This is a genomic window from Aquabacterium sp. (assembly GCF_036279655.1).
Taxonomy (GTDB): domain Bacteria; phylum Pseudomonadota; class Gammaproteobacteria; order Burkholderiales; family Burkholderiaceae_C; genus Aquabacterium.
This window is the reverse complement of record NZ_DASUIT010000046.1, coordinates 16,400-38,995: the sequence shown is the minus strand read 5'-3', so window position 1 is coordinate 38,995 and position 22,596 is coordinate 16,400. Positions and strand designations below refer to the sequence as shown.

The 22,596-nt window shown below is 64.9% G+C and carries 23 protein-coding genes; 17 read left to right on the top strand and 6 right to left on the bottom strand.

Annotated features, from left to right (window positions below):
* Positions 1-1,083 (bottom strand): tryptophan--tRNA ligase (locus VFW84_RS05040; protein ID WP_329679346.1); only part of this gene is annotated, 1,083 nt, incomplete at its 3' end.
* Between the two features lie 38 nt (positions 1,084-1,121).
* The gene (locus tag VFW84_RS05035; protein WP_329679345.1) at positions 1,122-1,481 is read right to left on the bottom strand and encodes a DUF2834 domain-containing protein; all 360 of its coding nucleotides are present in this window, start codon (positions 1,479-1,481) and stop codon (positions 1,122-1,124) included.
* Between the two features lie 73 nt (positions 1,482-1,554).
* On the opposite strand from VFW84_RS05035, the gene purN reads away from it, so the two are divergent.
* Positions 1,555-2,190, top strand: a complete 636-nt coding sequence (gene purN, locus VFW84_RS05030) for a phosphoribosylglycinamide formyltransferase (RefSeq protein ID WP_329679344.1) — start codon at positions 1,555-1,557, stop codon at positions 2,188-2,190.
* Here the strand turns inward: purN and VFW84_RS05025 are convergent.
* Positions 2,169-2,813: a PEP-CTERM sorting domain-containing protein gene (locus tag VFW84_RS05025; protein ID WP_329679343.1), complete on the bottom strand. Its 645-nt coding sequence runs from the start codon at positions 2,811-2,813 to the stop codon at positions 2,169-2,171. The genes purN and VFW84_RS05025 overlap by 22 nt on opposite strands.
* A 180-nt stretch (positions 2,814-2,993) precedes the next feature.
* Between VFW84_RS05025 and VFW84_RS05020 the strand changes: the two genes are divergently transcribed.
* Genes VFW84_RS05020 through VFW84_RS05010 form a run of 3 tightly spaced genes read left to right on the top strand, consistent with a single transcriptional unit; the run spans position 2,994 to position 5,012 of the window.
* Positions 2,994-3,542, top strand: coding sequence for a hypothetical protein (locus tag VFW84_RS05020; RefSeq protein WP_329679342.1), 549 nt, complete (start codon positions 2,994-2,996; stop codon positions 3,540-3,542).
* Positions 3,539-4,261 carry a hypothetical protein gene (locus VFW84_RS05015; protein WP_329679341.1) on the top strand — a complete coding sequence of 241 codons (723 nt, stop codon included), beginning with the start codon at positions 3,539-3,541 and terminating at the stop codon, positions 4,259-4,261. Before VFW84_RS05020 ends, VFW84_RS05015 begins: the two co-directional genes overlap by 4 nt.
* A 25-nt stretch (positions 4,262-4,286) precedes the next feature.
* Positions 4,287-5,012, top strand: coding sequence for a site-2 protease family protein (locus VFW84_RS05010; RefSeq protein WP_329679340.1), 726 nt, complete (start codon positions 4,287-4,289; stop codon positions 5,010-5,012).
* A 16-nt stretch (positions 5,013-5,028) separates the two neighbouring features.
* Here the strand turns inward: VFW84_RS05010 and VFW84_RS05005 are convergent, their stop codons facing one another.
* Both VFW84_RS05005 and VFW84_RS05000 read right to left on the bottom strand, forming a co-directional pair.
* A complete protein-coding gene (locus tag VFW84_RS05005) occupies positions 5,029-5,700 on the bottom strand; it encodes a DNA-binding response regulator (protein ID WP_329679339.1) in 672 nt (223 codons plus the stop codon).
* Positions 5,684-9,136, bottom strand: a complete 3,453-nt coding sequence (locus tag VFW84_RS05000; protein WP_329679338.1) for a hybrid sensor histidine kinase/response regulator — start codon at positions 9,134-9,136, stop codon at positions 5,684-5,686. Before VFW84_RS05000 ends, VFW84_RS05005 begins: the two co-directional genes overlap by 17 nt.
* 202 nt (positions 9,137-9,338) lie before the next feature.
* Between VFW84_RS05000 and urtA the strand changes: the two genes are divergently transcribed.
* The 11 genes from urtA (at position 9,339) to VFW84_RS04945 (ending at position 20,041) form a co-directional block, all read left to right on the top strand.
* Complete coding sequence (urtA, locus tag VFW84_RS04995; RefSeq protein WP_329679337.1) at positions 9,339-10,613, top strand: urea ABC transporter substrate-binding protein; 1,275 nt, start codon at positions 9,339-9,341, stop codon at positions 10,611-10,613.
* A 93-nt stretch (positions 10,614-10,706) separates the two neighbouring features.
* Positions 10,707-11,621: an urea ABC transporter permease subunit UrtB gene (gene urtB, locus VFW84_RS04990; protein WP_329679336.1), complete on the top strand. Its 915-nt coding sequence runs from the start codon at positions 10,707-10,709 to the stop codon at positions 11,619-11,621.
* Positions 11,622-11,670: 49 nt separating this feature from the next.
* Complete coding sequence (gene urtC, locus VFW84_RS04985; RefSeq protein WP_329679335.1) at positions 11,671-12,876, top strand: urea ABC transporter permease subunit UrtC; 1,206 nt, start codon at positions 11,671-11,673, stop codon at positions 12,874-12,876.
* Between the two features lie 34 nt (positions 12,877-12,910).
* A complete protein-coding gene (gene urtD / locus VFW84_RS04980) occupies positions 12,911-13,654 on the top strand; it encodes an urea ABC transporter ATP-binding protein UrtD (RefSeq protein ID WP_329679334.1) in 744 nt (247 codons plus the stop codon).
* Between the two features lie 72 nt (positions 13,655-13,726).
* A complete protein-coding gene (gene urtE / locus VFW84_RS04975; protein WP_329679333.1) occupies positions 13,727-14,416 on the top strand; it encodes an urea ABC transporter ATP-binding subunit UrtE in 690 nt (229 codons plus the stop codon).
* Between the two features lie 16 nt (positions 14,417-14,432).
* Positions 14,433-15,662, top strand: coding sequence for a formamidase (gene fmdA, locus VFW84_RS04970; protein WP_329679332.1), 1,230 nt, complete (start codon positions 14,433-14,435; stop codon positions 15,660-15,662).
* 16 nt (positions 15,663-15,678) lie between these two features.
* Positions 15,679-16,035 carry a zinc ribbon domain-containing protein gene (locus VFW84_RS04965; protein ID WP_329679331.1) on the top strand — a complete coding sequence of 119 codons (357 nt, stop codon included), beginning with the start codon at positions 15,679-15,681 and terminating at the stop codon, positions 16,033-16,035.
* A 57-nt stretch (positions 16,036-16,092) separates the two neighbouring features.
* Complete coding sequence (locus tag VFW84_RS04960; RefSeq protein WP_329679330.1) at positions 16,093-17,436, top strand: leucine-rich repeat-containing protein kinase family protein; 1,344 nt, start codon at positions 16,093-16,095, stop codon at positions 17,434-17,436.
* A 91-nt stretch (positions 17,437-17,527) separates the two neighbouring features.
* A complete protein-coding gene (gene egtB, locus VFW84_RS04955) occupies positions 17,528-18,769 on the top strand; it encodes an ergothioneine biosynthesis protein EgtB (RefSeq protein ID WP_329679329.1) in 1,242 nt (413 codons plus the stop codon).
* Positions 18,770-18,773: 4 nt separating this feature from the next.
* Positions 18,774-19,763 carry an L-histidine N(alpha)-methyltransferase gene (egtD, locus tag VFW84_RS04950; protein ID WP_414638897.1) on the top strand — a complete coding sequence of 330 codons (990 nt, stop codon included), beginning with the start codon at positions 18,774-18,776 and terminating at the stop codon, positions 19,761-19,763.
* Positions 19,760-20,041 carry a DUF427 domain-containing protein gene (locus tag VFW84_RS04945; RefSeq protein WP_329679328.1) on the top strand — a complete coding sequence of 94 codons (282 nt, stop codon included), beginning with the start codon at positions 19,760-19,762 and terminating at the stop codon, positions 20,039-20,041. Before egtD ends, VFW84_RS04945 begins: the two co-directional genes overlap by 4 nt.
* Positions 20,042-20,062: 21 nt before the next feature.
* Here VFW84_RS04945 and VFW84_RS04940 read toward each other — a convergent pair whose 3' ends face one another.
* Positions 20,063-20,932, bottom strand: coding sequence for a PEP-CTERM sorting domain-containing protein (locus VFW84_RS04940; RefSeq protein WP_329679327.1), 870 nt, complete (start codon positions 20,930-20,932; stop codon positions 20,063-20,065).
* A 130-nt stretch (positions 20,933-21,062) separates the two neighbouring features.
* Here VFW84_RS04940 and arfB point away from each other — a divergent pair, with 130 nt between their 5' ends.
* Positions 21,063-21,458 (top strand): alternative ribosome rescue aminoacyl-tRNA hydrolase ArfB, encoded by a 396-nt coding sequence (arfB, locus tag VFW84_RS04935; RefSeq protein WP_329679326.1) that lies wholly within the window; start codon positions 21,063-21,065, stop codon positions 21,456-21,458.
* A 93-nt stretch (positions 21,459-21,551) separates the two neighbouring features.
* Positions 21,552-22,592, top strand: a complete 1,041-nt coding sequence (locus tag VFW84_RS04930; RefSeq protein ID WP_329679325.1) for an aliphatic amidase — start codon at positions 21,552-21,554, stop codon at positions 22,590-22,592.
* The last annotated feature ends 4 nt before the right edge of the window (positions 22,593-22,596 follow it).

The following is a 22,596-nucleotide window of genomic DNA, read 5'->3' as shown; positions in this document are numbered from 1 at the left end:
GTATTGCTTGAACACCGGCAGATCGGCCTTGCCCGCCTGGGCCTTGCCAACCTGCGGCTGCCCCACGGAGACCGCGGTGCGCAAGCCCACAGCATGGCGCAGCTCGGCCAGAAACGGTGCCGACTGGGCCCGTGCCTTGTGGGCACCCGCCTGCAGGACGTCCTCAATGTGGGATGGGTGGGCCATCAGCTCGGCATAGCGCTCGCGCATGGGGCCCACATGGGCCTCGATCAACTGCACCACGCGCTGCTTGGCCTCCCCCCAGCCCAGGCCCGCGCGCAGGTCGGCATGAAAGGCGCCGCGGGTGGCCGCATCAGCAAAGGCATCGTGGATGGTGACCAGATGGGCGCTTTCGGGGTCCTTGGGCTCACCGGGCAGGCGCGAATCGGTCACGATGCGGGCGATGGCGTCCTTGAGCGCCTTGGCGCCCCCTTCGAACAAGGGCACCGTGTTGTCATAGCTCTTGGACATCTTGCGGCCGTCCAGGCCTGGCAGCGTGGCCACGCTGTCTTCGACCTCGGCCTGAGGCAGCACGAACAACTCCTTGCCCTGGCCATAGAGGTGATTGAAGCGCTGGGCCACATCCCGCGCCATCTCGATGTGCTGCACCTGATCCCGCCCGACGGGCACCCGGTGGGCATTGAACAGCAGGATGTCGGCCGCCATCAGGATGGGGTAGCAGTACAGCCCCATGGTCACGCCCGCATCGGGCTCTTCACCGGCGGCCTCATTGGCATCCACCGACGCCTTGTAGGCGTGGGCGCGGTTCATCTGGCCCTTGGCCGTCACACAGGTCAGCAACCAGCTCAGCTCGGTGGTCTCGGGGATGTCGCTCTGGCGGTAGAAGGTGACCCGGTCGGTGTCCAGTCCGGCGGCCATCCAGGTGGCGGCGATCTCCAGGCGCGAGCGGGCAATGCGGGCCGGGTCGTCGCACTTGATCAAGGCATGGTAGTCGGCCATGAAGAAGAAGCTCTCGACCCCAGGCTCGCGGCTGGCAGCGATGGCGGGCCGGATGGCTCCGACGTAGTTGCCCAGGTGGGGCGTGCCGGTCGTGGTGATGCCGGTGAGGACACGTTGGGTCATGGCGGGATCTGGCGCGTTCTGATCAGGGACAAAGAGCGTCAATTGTAGGCGTGCGAGGCTTCCAGCCGCATCTGGCGGGCCACCATGAACAACGGGAACATCACGCTGATGGCGATCGCAAACGACAGGATCACATAGACCCAGACAAAACGGATGCCCAGACGACGCGCCTCGATGAACATGAACACCGTGCAGGCGGCCCCCAGCAGGAACAGGTCATTGGTCAGAGAGGCGGCCGCCGGGTTGGCATAGCCCCCGCGCACAAATCCGATGAGCCCACCGTTGTCGGGCAAGGCAAAGAACTGCAGGTTGAAGGACCAGGTGGCCACCAGGGCGACCACGGCCAGGACCACATAGAAGGCACACAGGGCCTTGCCAGACGGGGACAATTGCTTCATGAGGGGGCTCCTGAACGGTGAATCTGCGCATTGTGACGCGCGCGCGCTCAGTCGCCACTACACTCTAGGCCGCATGAAAAACATCGTTCTTCTGATTTCCGGACGCGGCTCCAACATGGAAGCCATCGTCCACGCCTGCGCCCGCGAGGGCTGGCCCGCGCGCATCGCGGCCGTGATCAGCAACAAGGCCACGGCCGCCGGGCTGGCGTTTGCTGCCGGGCATGGCATCCCCACCGCCGTGGTGGACCACAAGGGGTTCGACAGCCGCGAGGCCTTTGATGCCGAACTGGCCCGTGTGATCGATGGCTTTGCACCCGATGTGGTGGTGCTGGCCGGTTTCATGCGCATCCTGACCGAAGGATTCGTGCGCCACTACGAAGGGCGACTGCTCAACATCCATCCCTCCCTGCTGCCGGCCTTCCCGGGGCTGCACACGCACCAGCGCGCCATCGACGCAGGGTGCAAGGTGGCAGGCGCCACGGTGCATTTTGTGACGCCCGAGCTGGACCATGGGCCCATCGTCGCCCAGGCGGTGGTGCCCGTGCAGCCCGACGACACCGAAGAGTCCCTCTCGGCCCGCGTGCTGAGCCAGGAACACCTGATCTACCCGCAAGCCGTGCGCTGGTTGGTCGAAGGTGCCCTGTCGGTGGACCCGCAAGGGCGGGTCAGCCACCGGCAAGGGCAGGCTCAGGCGGTTTTCAAAGCCTGAGCGCGGCGACGGGCACCGCCTGCGCCCACCACGGCCAGCCCCGCCAGCATCAAGGCCAGGGACTCGGGTTCCGGCACGGGTGCAGCCACGGCCGTCACCTTGAAGTTGTCGAAGCCATTGACCTCGCTGTCGGCGCCGCCAAAGCCGTTGTGGGACTCCAGCACGATGGACACCTGGGTCACCTGCCCCAGCACGGAAGCGATGGTGGGCCCCCAGGTGGCCGAGTCAAGCACCGTCGAGTAGGTGGTCCAGGCGCCCGTGGGATCCGTACCCAGTACCACATCGCGGGAGATGCTGCCCGTGGCGCCCGTCAAGGTGATGGTGCCAAAGGCGTTGTAGTCAGAAGCCACCCCGCTGAGGTTGCGCGAATCGAAGGACAAGGTGCCCCCCAGGAAGCCGGACCAGTCTCCCAGCAAGGCGCCGGACACGAGCACCGCCATGTCCTGACCGTCGATGTCGGTTTGCGCCAGGAAACCGCCGGCGTCATGCGCCAGCGTGCCGCCGGACGTGGTGCCAAAGCCCTCCAGGCCGGCATCGAACGTGACGTGGATGTTGGCGGCCTGGGCGCCACCTGAGATGGCCGTCAGGCAGGCCAGGGCCAGTGGATAGATCAGCTTCTTCATGGGTCTCTCCTGGTGGTACTGCGTGTGATCTGGCAGTCTATGGCGCCAGCGCGGCAGCGACAAGAGCATCGCGCCAGCCCGTTACCACTGGAATCAAAGTCACCCTCGGCATGTCAGCGCGGCCCATCATCGCCACCATTCTCTATTCGCAAATAGCAAACAACAGATTACACTGCGTGCATGGCCCGCCCCATATCCAACCCTCAGGTCACGCTGCGCCCTCAAGACGTGGTGGTGCTGTTGCGCCTGGCACTGCAAACCGGGGCGGCCCCCAGCTACGCCACCTTGGCCACCGAACTCAAGCTCACAGCCTCTGAGATCCATGCAGGCGTCGAGCGGGCACAGGTGGCGCAGTTGCTGCGCAAAGATGACTCGGGCAAACCCGTTGCCTTGCTGGAGCCACTGCGCTTGTTCTTGCAGCACGGGTTACGCTATTGTTTCCCGGCCACCCGAGGCGAGTTGACGCGTGGTGTACCCACCGGCCATGCGGCTCCACCGCTGCTGGCAAAGATTGCACAGCCCAACGAGCCCCCACCCGTATGGCCCCACCCCGAGGGCACGGTACGCGGCATGACGCTACACCCTCTGTATCCCACAGTACCCATGGCCGCCTTGGCCAACCCAGCCTTGTACGAGCTGCTGGTGCTGGTGGACGCCATACGCGGAGGCAGCCCGCGCGAGCGAGCCCTCGCCGTGGCCGAACTGGACAGGCGACTGGTCTCATCATGAACGCCTTGTTCAACCCGAACGACCCCAATGTGGCCATGCTGGAACGGGTAGCCAAACGCCTTGGCCCGCAACTGTGCAGCAAGTTTGCGTTTGTCGGCGGTGCCGTGGCAGGCTTGCTGATCACGGACCCAGCCCACCCATCCATCAGGCCGACACTGGATGTCGACATCGTGGTCGAAGTGCTGGCCTTGACGGACTACCATCAGATTGAAAACGCCCTGCGTGAACGCGGCTTCGCACCCGACATGCATCCCGACGCACCACTTTGCCGCTGGCAGATTGATGGCGTGACCGTTGATGTGATGCCAACCGATGAAGCCATTTTGGGCTTTGCCAACCGTTGGTACCCCATGTGCGTATCGTCTGCACAGGCACTGACCTTACCCGGCGGTACCCTATTACGGGTGATTCGTGCTCCGCTGTTTGTGGCGACGAAGCTGGAGGCATTTCATGGCCGGGGGGCAGGTGACTACCTGTTCAGCCACGACCTGGGCGACATCGTGAGCCTGCTGGATGGGCGTCAAAGCCTGCTCGATGAGTGCAGGCAGATGCCCCTTGATCTGCAAACTTATCTCGGCGACCAGTTCACGGCCTTGCTGGCAAACCGCAACTTCCTCGACGCCCTGCCAGGTCATCTGCCTACCGACCCTGCCAGCCAGCGCCGCGTGGGCATCCTGCAAGCCGTTTTGCGGCAGATGGCTGCACTTGGCAAGGCATGAGGCCCCGCGTATTCATACTCGCTCCATGATCAAACTCCTTCTATTGCTGCTTGGCGGCGCCAAATTTGGCAAGCTGCTCACCACGGGCGGCACCATGCTGATCTCCCTGGTGGTCTATGGCTGGATGTTCGGCTGGCGCTATGCCGCCGGCTTCATCGCCCTGCTCTTTCTGCACGAGATGGGTCATTACCTGGCCGCACGCCAGCGCGGGCTGGATGTGGGAGCGCCCACCTTCATCCCGTTTCTGGGCGCCTGGATCGAAATGAAACAGCTGCCCCACAACGCCGAGACCGAGGCCTGGGTCGGGCTGGGCGGCCCGCTGATCGGCAGCATCGGTGCGCTGGCCTGTTATCTGGTGGCCGCCAATGCGGGCCCCGACATGCTCTGGCTGCTGGCCGTGTCCTATGCCGGTTTCTTCCTGAACCTGTTCAACCTGATCCCCATCTCGCCCCTGGATGGCGGGCGCATCACGGCTGTGCTCTCCCCCCGCATCTGGCTGCTGGGCGCTCCTGTGCTGGTCGGCGTGTTCATGCTGAACCCCAGCCCTGTGCTCATCCTGGTGGCCCTGATGGCGGCACCTCAGTTGATGAAGGCCTGGCGTTATCGCGCCGATGACCCGGCCAACGCCATCTACTACCAGACCACCTTGCAGGAAAAGATCACCTACAGCACGGCCTACCTGGGTCTGCTGATTTTCCTGTCCGTGATGACGCACGACGTGCACGAGATGCTGCAGGCCGCACGCCCCTGAACGGCATCACCGCGCGTCAAGCCGAGATGGCGCGGCTGGCCAAGGCCGCCGCCGCCGCCCGCGTCTCGACGCCCAGCTTCTCGAAGATGTGCTCCAGGTGCTTGTTCACCGTGCGGTGGCTCATGCCCAGGATGTCGGCGATGTCCCGGTTGGTCTTGCCCTTGGCCAGCCAGGACAGCACCTCGGTCTCACGCGGTGTGAGCGCGGCGATGTCCAGGCGGCTGGACGAGACGTCATCACGCCCGGTGCCCGTGGCCCCGGCGGCACTCAAGGCCTCGCGCGCCAGCCGTGTCAGTCGGGCATTGCGCACATGCGTGCTCAATCTCGCCAGCACTTCTTCGATGCGCACGGGCTTGACCACATAGTCCACGCCACCGGCGGCAAAGCCAGCAACGATGTCGGCCGTCTCCGACAGCCCGGTCATGAAGATCACCGGCACATGGGCCCAGTCCTCACGGGCCTTGATGCGCTCGCAGGTTTCAAAACCCGACAGCCCCGGCATGACGGCGTCCAGCAAGATGGCGTCCGGCACCATCAGCGCCATGCGCTGCAGCGCCTGCGTGCCATCACGCGCCACCAGCACGGTGTAACCCTCGCGGGCCAGGGCATCACACAACATGCGCAGGGTGTCTGGCGCATCGTCCACCACAAGCAGCGTCCCCCGCTGCTGATCAGGGTTGAGGCTCATCGATCACATCCTTTGGCAGACAGGGCGCCAGGCGCTCGGCCAGCTCATCCAGGTCAAAGTCATCGGCCAGGGTGCGCAAGGCTTGCCACTGCGCATCCAGCTCGGGGTGGGCCTGCGCCCATCGGTTCAGCTCTTCCTGCAGCCCCTGCACATGGCCCAGCATGGCCAGGCGCGTCAGGGACCGAGCCGCCTCCACGGGCAGCTCGGCAAAGGACAAGGGGGAACGCGCCGACATGCCCAACGGCAAAGGCAAGGCCTGGTGCTCCAGCACCCACTCCAGTTGCAGGTGCTGGGCCAGCGTGTCGAGCAGCTCGGACTCCATCACCGGCTTGGCCACAAAGGCCTGGCACAAGGCCGCACTCAGGTTCTCCGGCCGGTTCTCGAACACATTGGCCGACACCATGATCACCGGCACGTCCACCAGGCCAGCTCGTCGGATCTCGCGGGAGGTGTGCCAGCCGTCCATGTCGTCCATGCTCACATCCAGCAGCACGGCATCGGGGCAGGCATCCCGCACACTCTCCAGGCACTCCCGGCCACTGGCGGCCTCGCGCACCACAAAACCCAGAGGCAGCAGCATGCCGGCCAGCATCTGGCGCTGGATGGGCTGGTCATCCACCACCAGCAGGGTTTTGCGCGGCCCGACATAGCCGGTCACCGGGCGGTGCCGAGGGCGGGCCGGGGCCAGCGCTTCGGCAGCCTGGGCCGGGGCGGCCATCTCACGCAGATACATCCGCACACTGAAGGTGCTGCCCTGCCCCATCACGCTCTGCACGCTCAACTCGCCCCCCATCAGCTCCGACAGCAGGTGCGTGATGGTCAGGCCCAGGCCCGTGCCCGGCTCGCTGCTGCGCCGCCCGGCACTGCCCCGCTCGAAAGGCAGGAAGATGCGCTCCAGATCCTGCGGCGCAATGCCGATGCCGGTGTCCTCGACCTCGAAGCGCAGCACCTCGCGACGGGCATCGACGCGCAGGACCACACGCCCCCGCTCGGTGAAGCGCACCGCATTGCTCAAAAGATTGAGCAGGATCTGCCGCAGGCGCTTGGCATCGGCATGCACCCACTCGGGCACGCGCCCCCGGGTTTCCAGCGCGAACTCCAAGCCCTTGGCCTGTGCCTGGGGCTGCACCATGTGCACGACGTCATCGAGAAACTCGCGCAGGGGCACGGGCCCCGGGTCCAGGCGCAGGCGCCCCGCCTCGATGCGGGCCAGGTCCAGCAGACCATCGATCAGGCCCATCAGGTGCTCACCGCTGCGCTGGATGGTGGTCAAGGCGCCACGGCGGGGGCCCTGGGGTGCCTCGTCCTTGAGCAGGATCTGCGCATACCCCATGATGCTGTTGAGGGGCGTGCGTAACTCATGCGTCATGCCCGCCACATAGCGGGTCTTGGCCTGGTTGGCAGCTTCCGCCAGCTCCTTCGCAGCCTGCAGGGCCACGTCGGTGCGGCGGTGCGCATCGATTTCCAGCTGCAGCAACTGGTTGTGGCGATTGGAGTCATCCTGGGCCATGCGCCGGCTCTCGGAGGCCAGCACCACCCACCACGAGCACACGGCCGCCGCCAGCAGCAACAGGGCGTACACCTTCATGAAGGGGCCATCCAGCAAGCCATGGCCATGCGCCATGGCGCCGGCCTGATCGATCAAGGAGGCATTGACCACACCCTCCTGATAGTAGACGACCCCCAGCACAAAGCCCAGCATCACGGCCAGAGACAGGAACACCACCAGGTAGTGCCCCACGCGGAAGTTGATGCGCCGGGCCCAGGGCACGGGCAGCACCGTCGTGAGGGCGTCAGACACCTGCTCAGCGGCGCGTGACCGGGTCTTGCAGCGGTCATGACAGCGCGACTCCAGGGTGCAGCACAAGGAGCAGATCGGTGCGTCATAGGCCGGGCAATGGGCCATGTCCTCGGCCTCGAAATGGTTGTCGCACACCGAGCACTGCACCATCTGCCCCGGGGCCCAGATCGTGCGCTGGCGGCGCGCCAGGTAATAGCGCCCCTGCGTCCCCCAGGCCAGCAGCGGCGACACCAGCAAGGCAATGCCCAGGGCGATGAAGGGCGACCAGGCTGCCGCCATCGGGCCCATCACGCCGGTGTGGGCCACGATGGCCACGAGCGCGGCCAGCAGGGTGGCACCCAGCCCGACCGGATTGAGGTCGTACAGATAGGCCCGCTTGAACTCGATGCCCCGAGGCGACCAGCCCATGGGCTTGTTGATGACCAGATCGGCCACCAGGGCCCCCACCCAGGCGATGGCCACATTGCTGTAGAGCCCCAGCACACGCTCCAGCGCGCCGAACACGCCCAGGGTCATCAGGAGCACGGCGATCAGCACATTGAAGACCAGCCACACCACCCGCCCCGGGTGACTGTGCGTGAGGCGGGCAAAGAAGTTGGACCAGGCCAGCGAGCCCGCGTAGGCGTTCGTCACATTGATCTTGACCTGCGAGACGATCACGAAAAGCACGGTGGCGCCCAGGGCCCAGGCAGGCGACGAAAACACCTCGCTGAAGCCGGCCAGGTACATCTGCGTGGGCTCGATGGCCTTGTCCACCGGCACCTCGCGCTGCAGCACCAGAAAAGCCAGAAAGGCCCCGGCCAGCATCTTGAGCATGCCGGGCACCACCCAGCCGGGCCCGGCGATCAGCACGGCGCTCCACCAGCGCACGCGGTTGGCGCGCGTCTTCTCGGGCAAAAAGCGCAGAAAGTCTACCTGCTCGCCCACCTGCACGATGAGCGAGAAGGCCACGGTGGCCGCCATGCCGAAGGCCAGGGGCGTGAACTCGCTCTGCCCCGAACTGCGCCCCACCAGCGAGGTGAACTCGACATAGGCCTGCGGGTTCTTGAAGGCCACCACGATGAAAGGGCACACCCACAGCGCCAGCCACAGGGGCTGCGTCCACAACTGCAGGCGCGAGATCAAGGTGATGCCATGCGTCACCAGGGGAATGATGACCAGCGACGACACCAGATAGCACCAAGGCAGAGGCCAGCCCAGCAGCATCTGCAGCGCCAGGCCCATGATGGCCGCCTCCAGCGCAAAAAAGATGAAGGTGAAGCTGGCGTAGATCAGTGACGTCAGCGTGGAGCCCAGGTAGCCAAAGCCCGCGCCACGGGTCAGCAGGTCCATGTCCACGCCGTACTTGGCCGCGTAGTAGCTGATGGGCAGGCCCGTCAGGAAGGTGATCAGGCCCACGATCAGGATGGCCCACAGCGCATTGGAAAAACCGTAGTTCAGCGCGATGGCCCCACCGATGGCCTCCAGCGCCAGGAAGGACACGGCGCCAAACGCCGTGTTGGCCACACGGAACTCGCTCCATTTGCGGAAGGTGCGCGGGGTGTAGCGCAGCGCGTAGTCCTCCAGGGTCTCGTTGGCCACCCATGAGTTGTAGTCGCGACGGATGCGAAAGATCTTCTGGCGGGCAACGGACACGAACGGGCTCCGTGAAGGACACAGCCCACCCTGTCAGCAAGAAGCGATCCACCAGGGGCACGCCGCCGTGATGCGCATGCCACTACGTTGAATGACGTATTCATGGAAAACCCGCTGCTGCGTAACGTGGAGCCCATGACTGCAGACCGACACGCACCGGAATGCAGCGTTGGCAACCCGTTTTTGTGCAAGGAGCCCTCTCATGTCGCATGACCAGAACGATACCCCCCTGGACCCCACCACCATGGACCGCAAGCGTCGCCATCTGCTGCAAGGCCTCGGTGCCCTGCCCCTCGTGGGCCTGCCCACCCTGGGACACGCTGCGCCACCGCCCACTTCGGCCGTGAACACGACCAAGCTGGCCGTGACCGACACCGAAGTCATCGTGGGCCAGTTGCACTCGGCCACCGGCACCATGGCCATCTCGGAGACGGGCTCCATCCAGGCGGAACAGCTGGCCATCGACCAGATCAACGCCATGGGCGGCATCCTGGGCCGCAAGATCAAGGTCATCAAGGAAGACGGCGCCTCCGACTGGCCGACCTTTGCCGAGAAATCGAAAAAGCTGCTGGTCAATGACCGCGTGGCCTGTGTCTTCGGCTGCTGGACATCGGCCTCGCGCAAGGCTGTGCTGCCCGTGTTCGAGAAAGAAAACGGCCTGCTGTACTACCCCACCTTCTATGAAGGCCTGGAGCAGTCCAAGAACGTGATCTACACCGGCCAGGAGGCCACACAGCAGATCATCTACGGCCTGGACTGGGGTGCCAAGGAGAAGAAGGCCAAGACCTTCTTCCTGGTGGGCTCCGACTACATCTGGCCGCGCACCTCCATGAAGATCGCCCGCAAGCACATCGAGAGCGTGGGCAAGCTGGGCAAGGTGGTCGGCGAGGAGTACTACCCCCTGGGCCACACCAACTTCAACTCCCTGATCAACAAGATCAAGGTGGCCAAGCCCGACTGCATCTTCGCCGCCGTGGTGGGCGGCTCCAATGTGGCCTTCTACAAGCAGCTCAAGGCGGCCGGCATCACCGGCGCCAAGCAGTTCCTGCTGACCCTGTCGGTGACCGAGGACGAGATGATGGGCGTGGGCGGCGAGAACTTCGCCGGCTTCTACTCATCGATGAAGTATTTCCAGACCCTGACCAACGACAACAACAAGAAGTTTGTCGCGGCCTTCAAGGCCAAGTACGGCCCCAATGCCGTGATCGGCGACGTCACGCAGGCCGGCTACCTCGGCCCCTGGCTGTGGAAGGCCGCCGTCGAGAAGGCCGGCAGCTTCGATGTGGACAAGGTGGTGGCGGCCTCACCCGGCATCGAGCTCAAGACGGCCCCCGAGGGCTATGTGAAGGTGCACGCCAACCACCACCTGTGGAGTAAATCGCGCATCGCCCAGGGGCAGCCCAACGGCACCTTCAAGGTGGTGGCCGAGTCGCCGGAGCTGATCGAGCCCAACCCCTTCCCCAAGGGATATCAGTGACCACGGGGGGGTGATGCCCCCTGTTTCCTGCCCTGGCCCGGTTGGCTGGATCGCCGGGCCACGCAGGTTCTTTCGGATGCAAGGGTGATACACATGACATTGACCGACATGCTCAACATCGGGCTCATGCAAGGCTTCGCCGGCCTGAGTCTGTTTTCCGTGCTGCTGCTCATGGGCCTTGGCCTGGCAGTGATCTTCGGCCAGATGGGTGTGATCAACATGGCTCACGGCGAGTTCATGACGATTGGTGCCTACACGATCTACCTGGCATCCACCTTGACGGAGACCTATGCGCCCGGCCTGGTGCAGCTGTACTTTCCCGCAGCCATTGCCGTGGCCTTCTTGCTGGCGTTCGCGGTCGGCTGGTTCACCGAATGGGCCCTGATCCGCCACCTCTACAAGCGCCCGCTGGACACGCTGCTGGCCACCTGGGGTCTGAGCCTGGGCATGCAGCAGGTCTTTCGCTCCACCTTCGGACCCAAGGAAGTCAGCCCCACCCTGCCCGACTGGCTGATGGGCTCCTGGGCCCCTCAGGAAGGCCTGGACATCCCCATCAACGGCATGTTCGTCATGGGCCTGACAGCCCTGGTCACCGCCTTGCTGCTGCTGGCACTCTACAAGGCGCGCTGGGGCCTGCGAGTGCGCGCCACCGTGAGCAACCGCGTGATGGCCAATGCCATCGGCATCAACACCAAGCAGACCGACCGACTGACCTTCGCCATCGGCTGCGGCATCGCCGGTGTCGCCGGTGCAGCCTTCACCACCATCGGCTCGACCGGGCCCACCAGTGGATCGCTCTACATCGTCGACTCCTTCCTGGTGGTCACCTTCGGCGGCGCGGCCAGTCTGCTGGGCACCGTGGCCTCGGCCTTCGGCATCGCCCAGACCCAGTCCATCAGCGAGTTCTTCATGAGCGGATCGAACGCCAAGGTGCTGACCCTGATGCTGGTGGTCACCATCCTGATGATCCGCCCGCAAGGCCTGTTCGCCGCCAAGGTGCGCCGCTGAGCCTCACGCCGCCACGCCGAATCCCGCAGGTATCCAAGGAGTCCCTCTCATGAACGCCATCCCATCGTGGATCACCCAGCGCAAGCTTGGCAGCATCCTGCTGCTGGCCCTGCTGCTGCTCGTGGTCTTTCCCCTCGTGCTGGACACCTTCCGGCTCAATCTGGTGGGCAAGTACCTCACCTATGCCTTTGTGGCCCTGGGCCTGGTCATGCTGTGGGGGCACGCCGGTGTGCTCAGCCTGGGCCAGGGCGTCTTCTTTGGTCTGGGCGGCTACATGATGGCCATGTTCCTCAAGCTGGAGGCCTCGGATCCCATCAGCACCAAGATCCAGTCCACGCCGGGCATCCCCGACTTCATGGACTGGAACCAGTTGACCGAGCTGCCGCTGTGGTGGCTGCCCTTCAAGAGCTTCCCGCTGGCCGTGATCGCGGTGCTGGTGGTGCCCACGCTGCTGGCCTTCATCATCAGTTACGCCATGTTCAAACGGCGTGTGGGCGGGGTGTACTTCGCCATCATCACGCAGGCGGTGGCGCTGATCCTGACGGTGCTGATCATCGGCCAGCAGGGCTACACCGGCGGCGTCAACGGCATCACCGATCTCAAGACCCTGCTGGGCTGGGACATCCGCACCGACGGTGCCCGACTGATCCTGTACTACGTGTGCGCCGCCCTGCTGCTGGGCAGTGTGCTGCTGTGCCGCTGGGTGCAAAGCAGCAAGCTGGGCACCCTGCTGCTGGCCATGCGCGACAAGGAAGACCGCGTGCGCTTTTCCGGCTACGACGTGGCCATGTTCAAGGTCTTTGCCTTCTGCCTGGCCGCCATGCTCTCGGCCATCGGCGGCGCCATGTTCACGCTGCAGGTGGGCTTCATGTCGCCCTCCTTTGTCGGCATCGTGCCCTCTATCGAGATGGTGATCTTTGCGGCCGTGGGTGGGCGCATGAGCCTGGTCGGCGCCATCTACGGGGCCCTGCTGGTCAATTTCGGCAAGACCTATTTCTCGGAGAGCGCACCGGATCTGTGGCTCTTCCTGATGGCGGCGCTCTTCATTGGTGTGACCATGGCCTTCCCCGATGGCCTGGCCGGCCTGTGGGAGCAAAAGATCAAACCCTGGTGGGCCCGTCAGCAAGCCTCCCGCCGCCTCATCCGCGAACGCGTGGCCGCCGCTCATGCCGCCTACCCCGAGGCCCCGCCCCCGCGCAAGGACAGCACCGCCAGCCCCGTGCTGCCCAAGGGCATCAGCGGACAGCAGGCCTGAGCCCCCAACCCACACGATCTGAAAGGACCCCACCATGAGTGCCAAAGAGTTCGTGCTCTACATCGAAGACCTCACGGTCTCCTTCGATGGTTTCAAGGCCATCGACAAGCTCAACCTCTATGTCGACAAGAACGAGCTGCGCGTGATCATTGGCCCCAACGGCGCGGGCAAGACCACGCTGCTGGACCTGATCTGCGGCAAGACCCGCGCCAGCGCGGGCAGCATCCTCTTCAAGGATCAGGAACTGACGAAAAAGCCCGAGCACCAGATCGTGCGGTCGGGGGTGGGCCGCAAGTTCCAGACGCCATCGATCTACGAGAACCTGTCGGTGTTCCAGAACCTGGAGGTGTCCTTCCCGCAGGGCCGCTCGGTGCTGGGCGCCCTGGGCTTCAAGCGCACCCACGAGGTCCAGGCTCGCGTTCAGGCGGTGGCCGAGGAGATCGGCCTGCAGGACAAGCTCGACAGCGAGGCCGGCCTGCTCTCGCACGGCCAGAAGCAATGGCTGGAGATCGGCATGCTGCTCATGCAGGAGCCCGAGCTGCTGATGCTCGACGAGCCCATCGCCGGCATGAGCGCTCGCGAGCGCGAACTCACCGCCGACCTGCTCAAGCGCATCTGCAAGAACCGCTCGATGATCGTGATCGAACACGACATGGAGTTCGTCAAGCAGATCGCCTCCAAAGTCACCGTGATGCACCAGGGAAAGATCCTCGCCGAGGGCTCGATGGACGAGGTGCAGAACGACCCCCAAGTGATCGACGTCTACCTGGGCCACTGATGGACCACCCCCTGCGGCCTGGCGCACGCCGGGTCGACACCAACGCTGCATGAGCAAGATAGGAGCACATCGATGCTGGACGTGAAAGACCTGTACGTGAGCTATGGCCAGAGCGAGGCGCTGCACGGCATCTCCTTCGAGGCCCGCCAGAACGAGACGGTGGCCATCATGGGCCGCAACGGCATGGGCAAGACCACGCTGTTCAAGAGCCTGATGGGCGTGCTGCCCACCAAGTCCGGCCAGATCCATGTGGCCGGCAGCGATGTCTCGAAGATCGAAAGCTACCAGCGCGTGGCCCGTGGCATTGCCTATGTACCCCAGGGCCGCATGATCTTCCCCACCCTGACGGTGGAGGAGAACATCCAGACCGGCCTGGAAAACAGCAAGACCCGCAAGATCCCTGACGACATCTATGCGCTCTTCCCGGTGCTCTTCGACATGAAGCACCGCAAGGGGGGCAACCTCTCGGGCGGGCAGCAACAGCAACTGGCCATCGCCCGGGCCCTGGTGACCGACCCCAAGGTGCTGCTGCTCGACGAGCCCACCGAAGGCATCCAGCCGTCCATCATCAAGGACATCGCCAAGGCGCTCAACGAGATTCGCAAGCTGCGCCAGATCACCATCGTCGTGTCCGAGCAGGTGCTGTCCTTCGCCATGGACGTGGCCGACCGACTCTTCGTGATCGAAGGCGGCCGCCTGGTCCATGAAACCAAGCGCGCGGACACCGACGTCGCCCACATCAAGCAATACCTCTCAGTTTGACGCAAAGGAGCACCCCATGGCTGACACCCTGATCTCGGTCGATCTGACCCAATCGCCCACCCTGAACGAAAACATCCACAACCGCTGGCACCCCGACATCCCGATGGCCTGCTGGGTCAACCCCGGCGACGAGTTCATCCTGGAGACCTTCGACTGGACGGGCGGCTTCATCAAGAACAACGACAGTGCCGATGACGTGCGCGACATCGACCTGAGCACCGTGCACTACCTCAGCGGCCCTGTGGGCGTCAAAGGTGCCGAACCTGGCGACCTGCTGGTGGTGGACCTGCTGGACATTGGCGCCAAGCAAGACAGCCTGTGGGGCTTCAACGGCTTCTTCAGCAAGCAAAACGGTGGTGGCTTCCTGACAGAGCACTTCCCGCTGGCACAAAAATCCATCTGGGACATCCACGGCATGTTCACCAAGAGCCGCCACGTGCCCGGTGTGAGCTACGCAGGCCTGATCCACCCCGGTCTGATCGGCTGCCTGCCTGACCACAAGATGCTGGAGATGTGGAACACCCGCGAGCAGGAGCTGATCGACTCCGCGCCAGGCGTCACCGGCCTGGCCAACCCACCCTTCGCAGGCACGGCCCACATGGGCAAGCTCACCGGCGAGGCCAAGGAGAAAGCCGCGGCCACCGCAGCGCGCACCGTGCCTCCACGCGAGCACGGCGGCAACTGCGACATCAAGGATTTGTCGCGCGGCTCCAAGGTCTACTTCCCCGTTTATGTCGATGGCGCGGGGCTGAGCGTGGGCGATCTGCACTTCTCGCAAGGCGACGGTGAGATCACCTTCTGCGGCGCCATCGAAATGGCCGGCTGGGTGCACATGAAGGTCACGCTGATCAAGGGCGGCATGGCCAAGTACGGCATCAAGAACCCCATCTTCAAGCCCAGCCCCATCAAGCCGGTCTACAACGACTACCTGATCTTCGAAGGCATCTCGGTGGACGAGCAAGGCAAGCAGCTCTATCTGGATGTGAACGTGGCCTACCGCCAGGCCTGCCTGAACGCGATCGAGTACCTCAAGAAGTTCGGCTACAGCGGCGCGCAGGCCTATTCCATCCTGGGTACGGCGCCTGTGCAGGGTCACATCAGCGGCGTGGTCGATGTGCCCAATGCCTGCGCCACGCTCTGGCTGCCGACCGAGATCTTCGATTTCGACATCAACCCCACCGCGGCCGGCCCCATCAAGATGCTCGATGGCAGCATCGACATGCCCATCTCGCCCGACATCAAGTGAGCCCAGGAGAGCGCCCATGCCGACCTATGACTACGCCTGTCCGGACTGCGGGGGCTTCGATGCCTTGCGCAGCCTGGCGCAACGCAATGAACCGGCTCTGTGCCCCGACTGTGGCACGGCCTCTCCCCGCGTGTTCGTGAGCGCACCGCGACTGGCCTGTCTGAGCAGCAGCACCCGGCTGGCCATGGACACCAACGAGCGAGCTCGCCATGAGCCCCGCTCCTCGCGGGACCAGGGCAGCTATGGTCGGCTGCGGCATCCCGCGGGTTGCGGCTGCTGCAGCACTGGCTCTGGCCGACGCAGCGCCACGGTGACCGCCGCCAATGGTGCCAAGACCTTCCCGAGCAAACGGCCCTGGATGATCAGTCACTGAGCATGGCCCCATCAGGACCCCGTTTACCATCGGGGCCCCTGTCCATGCCCTTGACTCATGTCTCTGGAGACCCTCGCCCGCCTGCAGTCCGGCCAGCTGGCCGGCGCACAGCGCCTGACGCTGCGCGCCGGCCTGACGCATTTTCCACGCGAGATCTTCGATCTGGCCGACACCCTGGAAGTGCTCGACCTCAGCGGCAACGCCCTGAGCGATCTGCCCCATGACCTGAGCCGACTGCACCGCCTGCGCGTGCTGTTCTGCTCGGACAATGCCTTCACGCACCTGCCCTCCTGCCTGGGAGACTGCGCTCAGCTCGACATGGTGGGCTTCAAGGCCAACCAGATCGTCGACGTTCCTGCCGCGGCCCTGCCCCCCAGGCTGCGCTGGCTGATCCTCACGGACAATCGCATCGCACATCTGCCCGCGGAGCTGGGCCAACGCCCCCGCCTGGAAAAGCTGATGCTGGCAGGCAACCAACTGACCCACCTGCCCGACACCCTCGCGCAATGCCAGCAACTGGCCTTGCTGCGCATCGCGGCCAACCGCTTCGATGCCCTGCCCCCCTGGTTGTCCACCCTGCCACGGCTGGCCTGGCTGGCCTGGGCAGGCAACCCCCTGAGCCTGCCGGTGGAGTCCCTGGCCCTGAGCCAGGCGCAAGCGCAGCGCATCGCCCCGGACACGGTGGACATCGGCCAGCCCCTCGGAGAGGGCGCATCGGGTGTCATCCATGCGGCCACCTGGCACACCCCGACGGGCGCTCGGCCCGTGGCCATCAAGCATTTCAAAGGCCTCATGACCAGTGATGGTCTGCCCAGCAGCGAGATCGCCGCCAGCGTGCGCGCCGGCACCCACCCCCACCTGATCGGCGTGCACGGTCTGCTGGCCGCGCCCGCATCCGCCCAGGTCAACACCCGCCTGGTCATGCAGCGCATCGACACGGGCTATCGGTCCCTGGCGGGCCCTCCCAGCCTGGCCTCGTGCTCCCGCGATGTCTACGCCGATGAACTGCGCCTGCCCTGGGCGAATGCCCTTGCACTGCTCATGGGCATGGCCTCGGCGGCCACACACCTGCATGCCCAGGGCATCTTGCATGGCGACCTCTACGCGCACAACATCCTGTGGGACGGACAAGGGCACGGCCTGCTGGGTGATTTCGGGGCGGCCTCGCTCCTGCCAGCCGCCCAGGTGGACCTGGCACCCGCCCTGATGCGCCAGGAAGTGCTGGCCCTGGGGTATCTGATGCAGGAATTGCTGGCGCGCAGCACGCCCACCCCGGACGACACCCGTGACACCCGATCCGCCGTTGAAGGCCTGTGCGCGCGCTGCCTTCAGCCCCAGGTCCTGCTGCGCCCCGGCATGGCCGATGTCGCCGACACCCTGAGGCAGCTCACCGCCGCGTGAACATCCCGTCAAGGACTGTTTCAAACCTGTCATCGACGAAACAGCCGACAAGGCTTACATTGGCCCCAGATCAACCCAGGTCAGGTGCCCCATGAACGGTCTCGTAGCCCCCCGGCGGCGTGATGACGGCTGTCCCCGCACCGCCCTGCGCGCGCGCTTTCAGGCGGTCCGCGCGCACAGCCTGGCCCTGGCCGCGCCGCTCAGCCCGGAAGACCAGTGCGTGCAGTCCATGCCCGATGCCAGCCCCACCAAATGGCATCTGGCCCACACCACCTGGTTTTTCGAAGCCGTGGTGCTCGCGCCGCACATGCAGGGCTTCAAGCTCTTCGACGAGGGCTTTGCCGTCCTGTTCAACTCGTACTACGAGGCCCTCGGGCCCCGGCATCCACGGCCACTGCGGGGCATGCTGACCCGTCCCTCGCTGAGCGAGGTGCTGGACTACCGTGCCGCAGTCGAGCACTGGATCCACACCCTGATCACCGATGCCGACGACGACACCTGGCGGCAAACCGCAGGGCTGATCGAGTTGGGCCTGCACCACGAGCAACAGCACCAGGAACTGCTGCTCACCGACATCCTGCATGCCCTGTCGCTCAACCCCCTGGCCCCGGTCTATCGACCCGAAGCCATGGCACGACCCGCACCGCAGCCCATGGGCCACACGCCCCCCTGGCAGCCCATCCCCGGCGGCATCCACCGCATCGGTCATCAGGATGACACCTTCGCCTTCGACAACGAAACACCCGCCCACGAGGTGCTCCTCCAGGACGCCTTCATCGGCACCGCACTGGTGACGCAAGGCGACTACCTCGATTTCATGGCCGACGGTGGCTACCGGCAACCCCGGCTGTGGCTCAGCGATGGCTGGGCCCTGGTCCAGAGCCAGGGCTGGCAGGCTCCCCTGTACTGGCATCAAGAACGCGACGGGGCCTGGCAGACCTTTTCTCTGCAGGGCCGGGTACCCTGCGACCGGCAGGCCCCGGTGTGCCATCTCAGCTTCTACGAAGCGGCCGCCTACGCGGAGTGGGCGGGCGCGCGCCTGCCCACCGAGTTCGAGTGGGAAGCCGCCGTCAGGCACCTGGGCATCACGGCAGCCTCGTTCTTCGGCAGCGTCTGGCAGTGGACACGCTCCTCCTACGACCCCTACCCCCGCTTTCGCCCCTGGCCGGGTGCCGTGGGCGAATACAACGGCAAGTTCATGTGTGGGCAGATGGTGCTGCGCGGCAGCAGCGCCGCCACCCCGGCGGGTCACGCACGCATCAGCTACCGCAACTTCTTCCCCCCATCCGCGCGCTGGCAATTCAGCGGGCTGAGACTGGCCAAGGATGCCTGAGCCCATGAACACCCCACACCACCAACGGCCCGCGGTCATGGACGCGCCCACACCAGGCTTTGCGACCGAACTGATCCAGGGGCTGAGCCGCACGCCCCGCCAGCTGTCCCCCAAGTGGTTCTACGACGAACGAGGCTCCCGCCTGTTCGAACGCATCTGCGAGCTGCCCGAGTACTACCCCACGCGCACAGAACTGGCCCTGATGCGCCGCCACGCCGTGGACATGGCCCGCCACATCGGTCCACAGGCCGATGTGGTCGAGTTCGGCGCTGGCGCCAGCCGCAAGATCCGCCTCCTGCTGGACGCACTGGAGGCGCCGCGCCGCTTCATCCCCATCGACATCTCGGGCACGCACTTGCTGGCAGCCGCACGCCAGCTCAGCCGGGACTACCCCGATCTGCTGATCGAGCCCATGGCGGCCGACTTCACGCAGCCGCTGTACCTGTCGCGTCCTGTGGGGCGACGCATCGGTTTCTTTCCGGGCAGCTCCATCGGCAACTTCGAGCCCACCGAGGCCCTGGCCTTGCTGAAGCACATGGCCAGTCTGCTCGAAGGCGGTGGCCTGCTGATCGGTGTCGACTTGATCAAGCCCCCCGCCACGCTGCACGCTGCCTACAACGACTCACAAGGCGTCACGGCGGCCTTCAATCTCAATGTGCTGGCCCGTGCCAACGCCGAACTCGGTGCGAACTTCCAGCTCGATCGGTTCGCTCACAGTGCGTTCTACAACCCGCCCGAACGCCGCATCGAGATGCATCTGATCAGCCGCTGTCGCCAGGTGGTCACGGTCGCGAGCACACGTTTCGAGTTCCAGGAAGGCGACAGCATCCACACCGAGAACTCCTACAAATACACTGTCGAGCAATTTCAAGCCCTGGCCCGGCATGCGGGCTTCGACCCTCAGGCGGTGTGGCAGGACGATGCCGGGGCCTTTTCCATCCATTGGCTGGCCCATGCACACCCGCCAGCCCACTCTCACAGATCCATCCCATGAAAGCCATCTGGAAAGACACCGTCGTGGCCGAGAGCGACGACACCATCGTGATCGAAGGCAACCACTACTTCCCGGCCGACTCGCTCAAGCGCGAGTACACCTTGAGCAGCAACCACAAGACCATGTGCTCGTGGAAGGGCCAGGCCAGCTACCTGAGCCTCTTCGTCAACGGCGACGTCAACCCGGATGCAGTGTGGTTCTACCCGAACCCGCTGGAAGCCGCCGCCGAGATCAAGGACCGCGTGGCCTTTTACAAGGGGGTTCAGGTCATCGATTGACCATGGAGCCCCCCGCAGACCTCAGCCCTCGCGCCGACGCGAGCGGATGCCCAGGACCACGGCCAGACCGGCCAGCATCAGGGCATAGGCCTCGGGTTCCGGCACGGGTGGCGATCCGCCCTGACTTTGCAGGAAGGAAAAGGTGTTGAGCGCGTAGATGCCGTTGTCATTGAGCGGTGCGAACGAGGCCCCGCACACCGCCAGACCACACGCCGTGGTGGTGGCGATCATGTCAATGTCGGCAATGATGAACAAGGCGCCCGCGCCGGGCGCATATTCGCCGGCCTTCCAGTAGGCCGATGTCACCTGTCCGTCGGCGTTCGTGCCACCCACATGCCCATTCTTGGCCGCAATCGCCAAGGGATCCAGTTGGCCCACGGCATAGAGCTGAGCCACATTCGTGGCCACGCCAAACGGTCCATCGAACAAGGGCGCACCACCGTTGGAGACGCTGCCCGTGCTGGTGGTCGTGCTCAAGCCCAGGCTGGCGCCCAGACCATCGTGGCTGCTGTCATCCTGCAGCAGGAACAGATCACCGCCACTGAGGAAGAAATCCGTCACCGCTGTGTTCATGGCGATCGCATGGCCATCCGAAATCCATGTCGCCACAAACATGTCCACTCCGGCCAGCGAGACCGCATCCACACTGGAGAGCGTGACCGTCTGGATGGTGCGGTCCACCGTGCCCGTGGGGCCGAAGTTGGCCGGGTTCTCCAGGGCGGACCGGAACCCTGTCAGGTAATCCCCATCCCAGGACCACTCCCCGCTGCCACTACCGATGAGGCTCTCTGAAGCCCCCCCCACCACATACGGTGCAGCCGACACGGCCGACGTGCCCCCCACCAGTGCCACCGCCAGTGCCATGCACCGGATCACATTCTTGAGCGCCATGGAAGCCTCCTTGATGAAAACAGACGCCCATTGCGCCCTGAGCCATTGTGAAGAGCGGGCCCCACCGCACCACCCCTATCACTAGGGGCACCCAGTGCTTGATCTAGGGGGATGGCACACTGTCCACACCATGCACCGCATCCCCGAGCACGAAATCGAGATCACGGCCATTCGCGCCCAGGGCGCGGGCGGCCAGAATGTCAACAAGGTCTCCAGCGCCATCCACCTGCGCTTCGACATCCGCGCATCCTCACTGCGCGAGGACATCAAGGAGCGCCTGCTGAGCCTGCATGACCGGCGCATCACCGCCGAAGGCGTGCTGATCATCAAGGCGCAGACCCACCGCACCCAGGAGATGAACCGCGCCGATGCCCTGAGGCGTCTGCACGAGATCATCGACAGCGTGGCTCATGCACCGCGCATCCGCCGGGCCACCCGCCCCACCCTGGCCTCCAGGAAGCGCCGCCTCGAAGGCAAGAGCCAGCGCTCGGCCATCAAGGCCCACCGCAGTCGCGTGCAGGACTGAGACCGGCTCGCGCCTACGTCAATCAACGTATTGAGACGCCGCCCAGGACTGGGCAATCTGAGCGCTCCTATCGGTGACCTCAGGAGTCTCAACATGCTTCACGGCGATATCTCAAGCAGCGACGACACCGTCGGCGTCGCAGTGGTCAACTACAAGATGCCCCGCCTGCACACCCGAGCGGAGGTGCTGGCCAATGCCCACAAGATCCGGCAGATGATCGAAGGCATGAAGCTGGGCCTGCCCGGGCTGGATCTGGTGATCTTTCCCGAGTACAGCACCCACGGCATCATGTACGACAAGCAGGAGATGATGGAGACGGCCTCCACCATTCCGGGCGAGGAGACCGAGGTCTTTGCCCAGGCCTGCCGCAACGCCAAGGTCTGGGGGGTGTTTTCGCTGACCGGCGAGCGCCACGAAGAGCATCCCCACAAGGTGCCCTACAACACCCTCATCCTCATGAACCCCGAGGGCGAGATCGTCCAGAAGTACCGCAAGATCATGCCCTGGACGCCCATCGAGGGCTGGTACCCTGGTGACAAGACCTATGTGTCCGACGGCCCCAAGGGCCTCAAGATCAGTCTGATCATCTGCGACGACGGCAACTACCCCGAGATCTGGCGCGACTGCGCCATGAAGGGTGCCGAGCTGATCGTGCGCTGTCAGGGCTATATGTACCCGGCCAAGGACCAGCAGGTGCTCATGGCCAAGGCGATGGCCTGGGCCAACAACAGCTATGTGGCTGTGGCCAATGCCTCGGGCTTCGATGGGGTCTACAGCTACTTCGGCCACTCGGCCATCATCGGCTTTGACGGTCGCACCCTGGGCGAATGCGGCGAAGAGGACTACGGCATCCAGTACGCCCAGCTCAGCAAGCGCCTCATCCGCGACGCGCGCTCCACCGCCCAGTCCCAGAACCACCTCTTCAAGCTGCTGCACCGTGGCTACACCGGGGTGCTCAACTCCGGCGAGGGCGACCGGGGCAAGGCCACCTGTCCCTACGAGTTCTACGATCAATGGATCAAGGACCCGGAAGGCACCCGCCAGCGCGTGGAAGCCATCACTCGGCCCACCATCGGAACCGCCGAGTGCCCCATCGAAGGCATCCCCAATGACGCGCGCCTGAAATACGAGTGAGCCC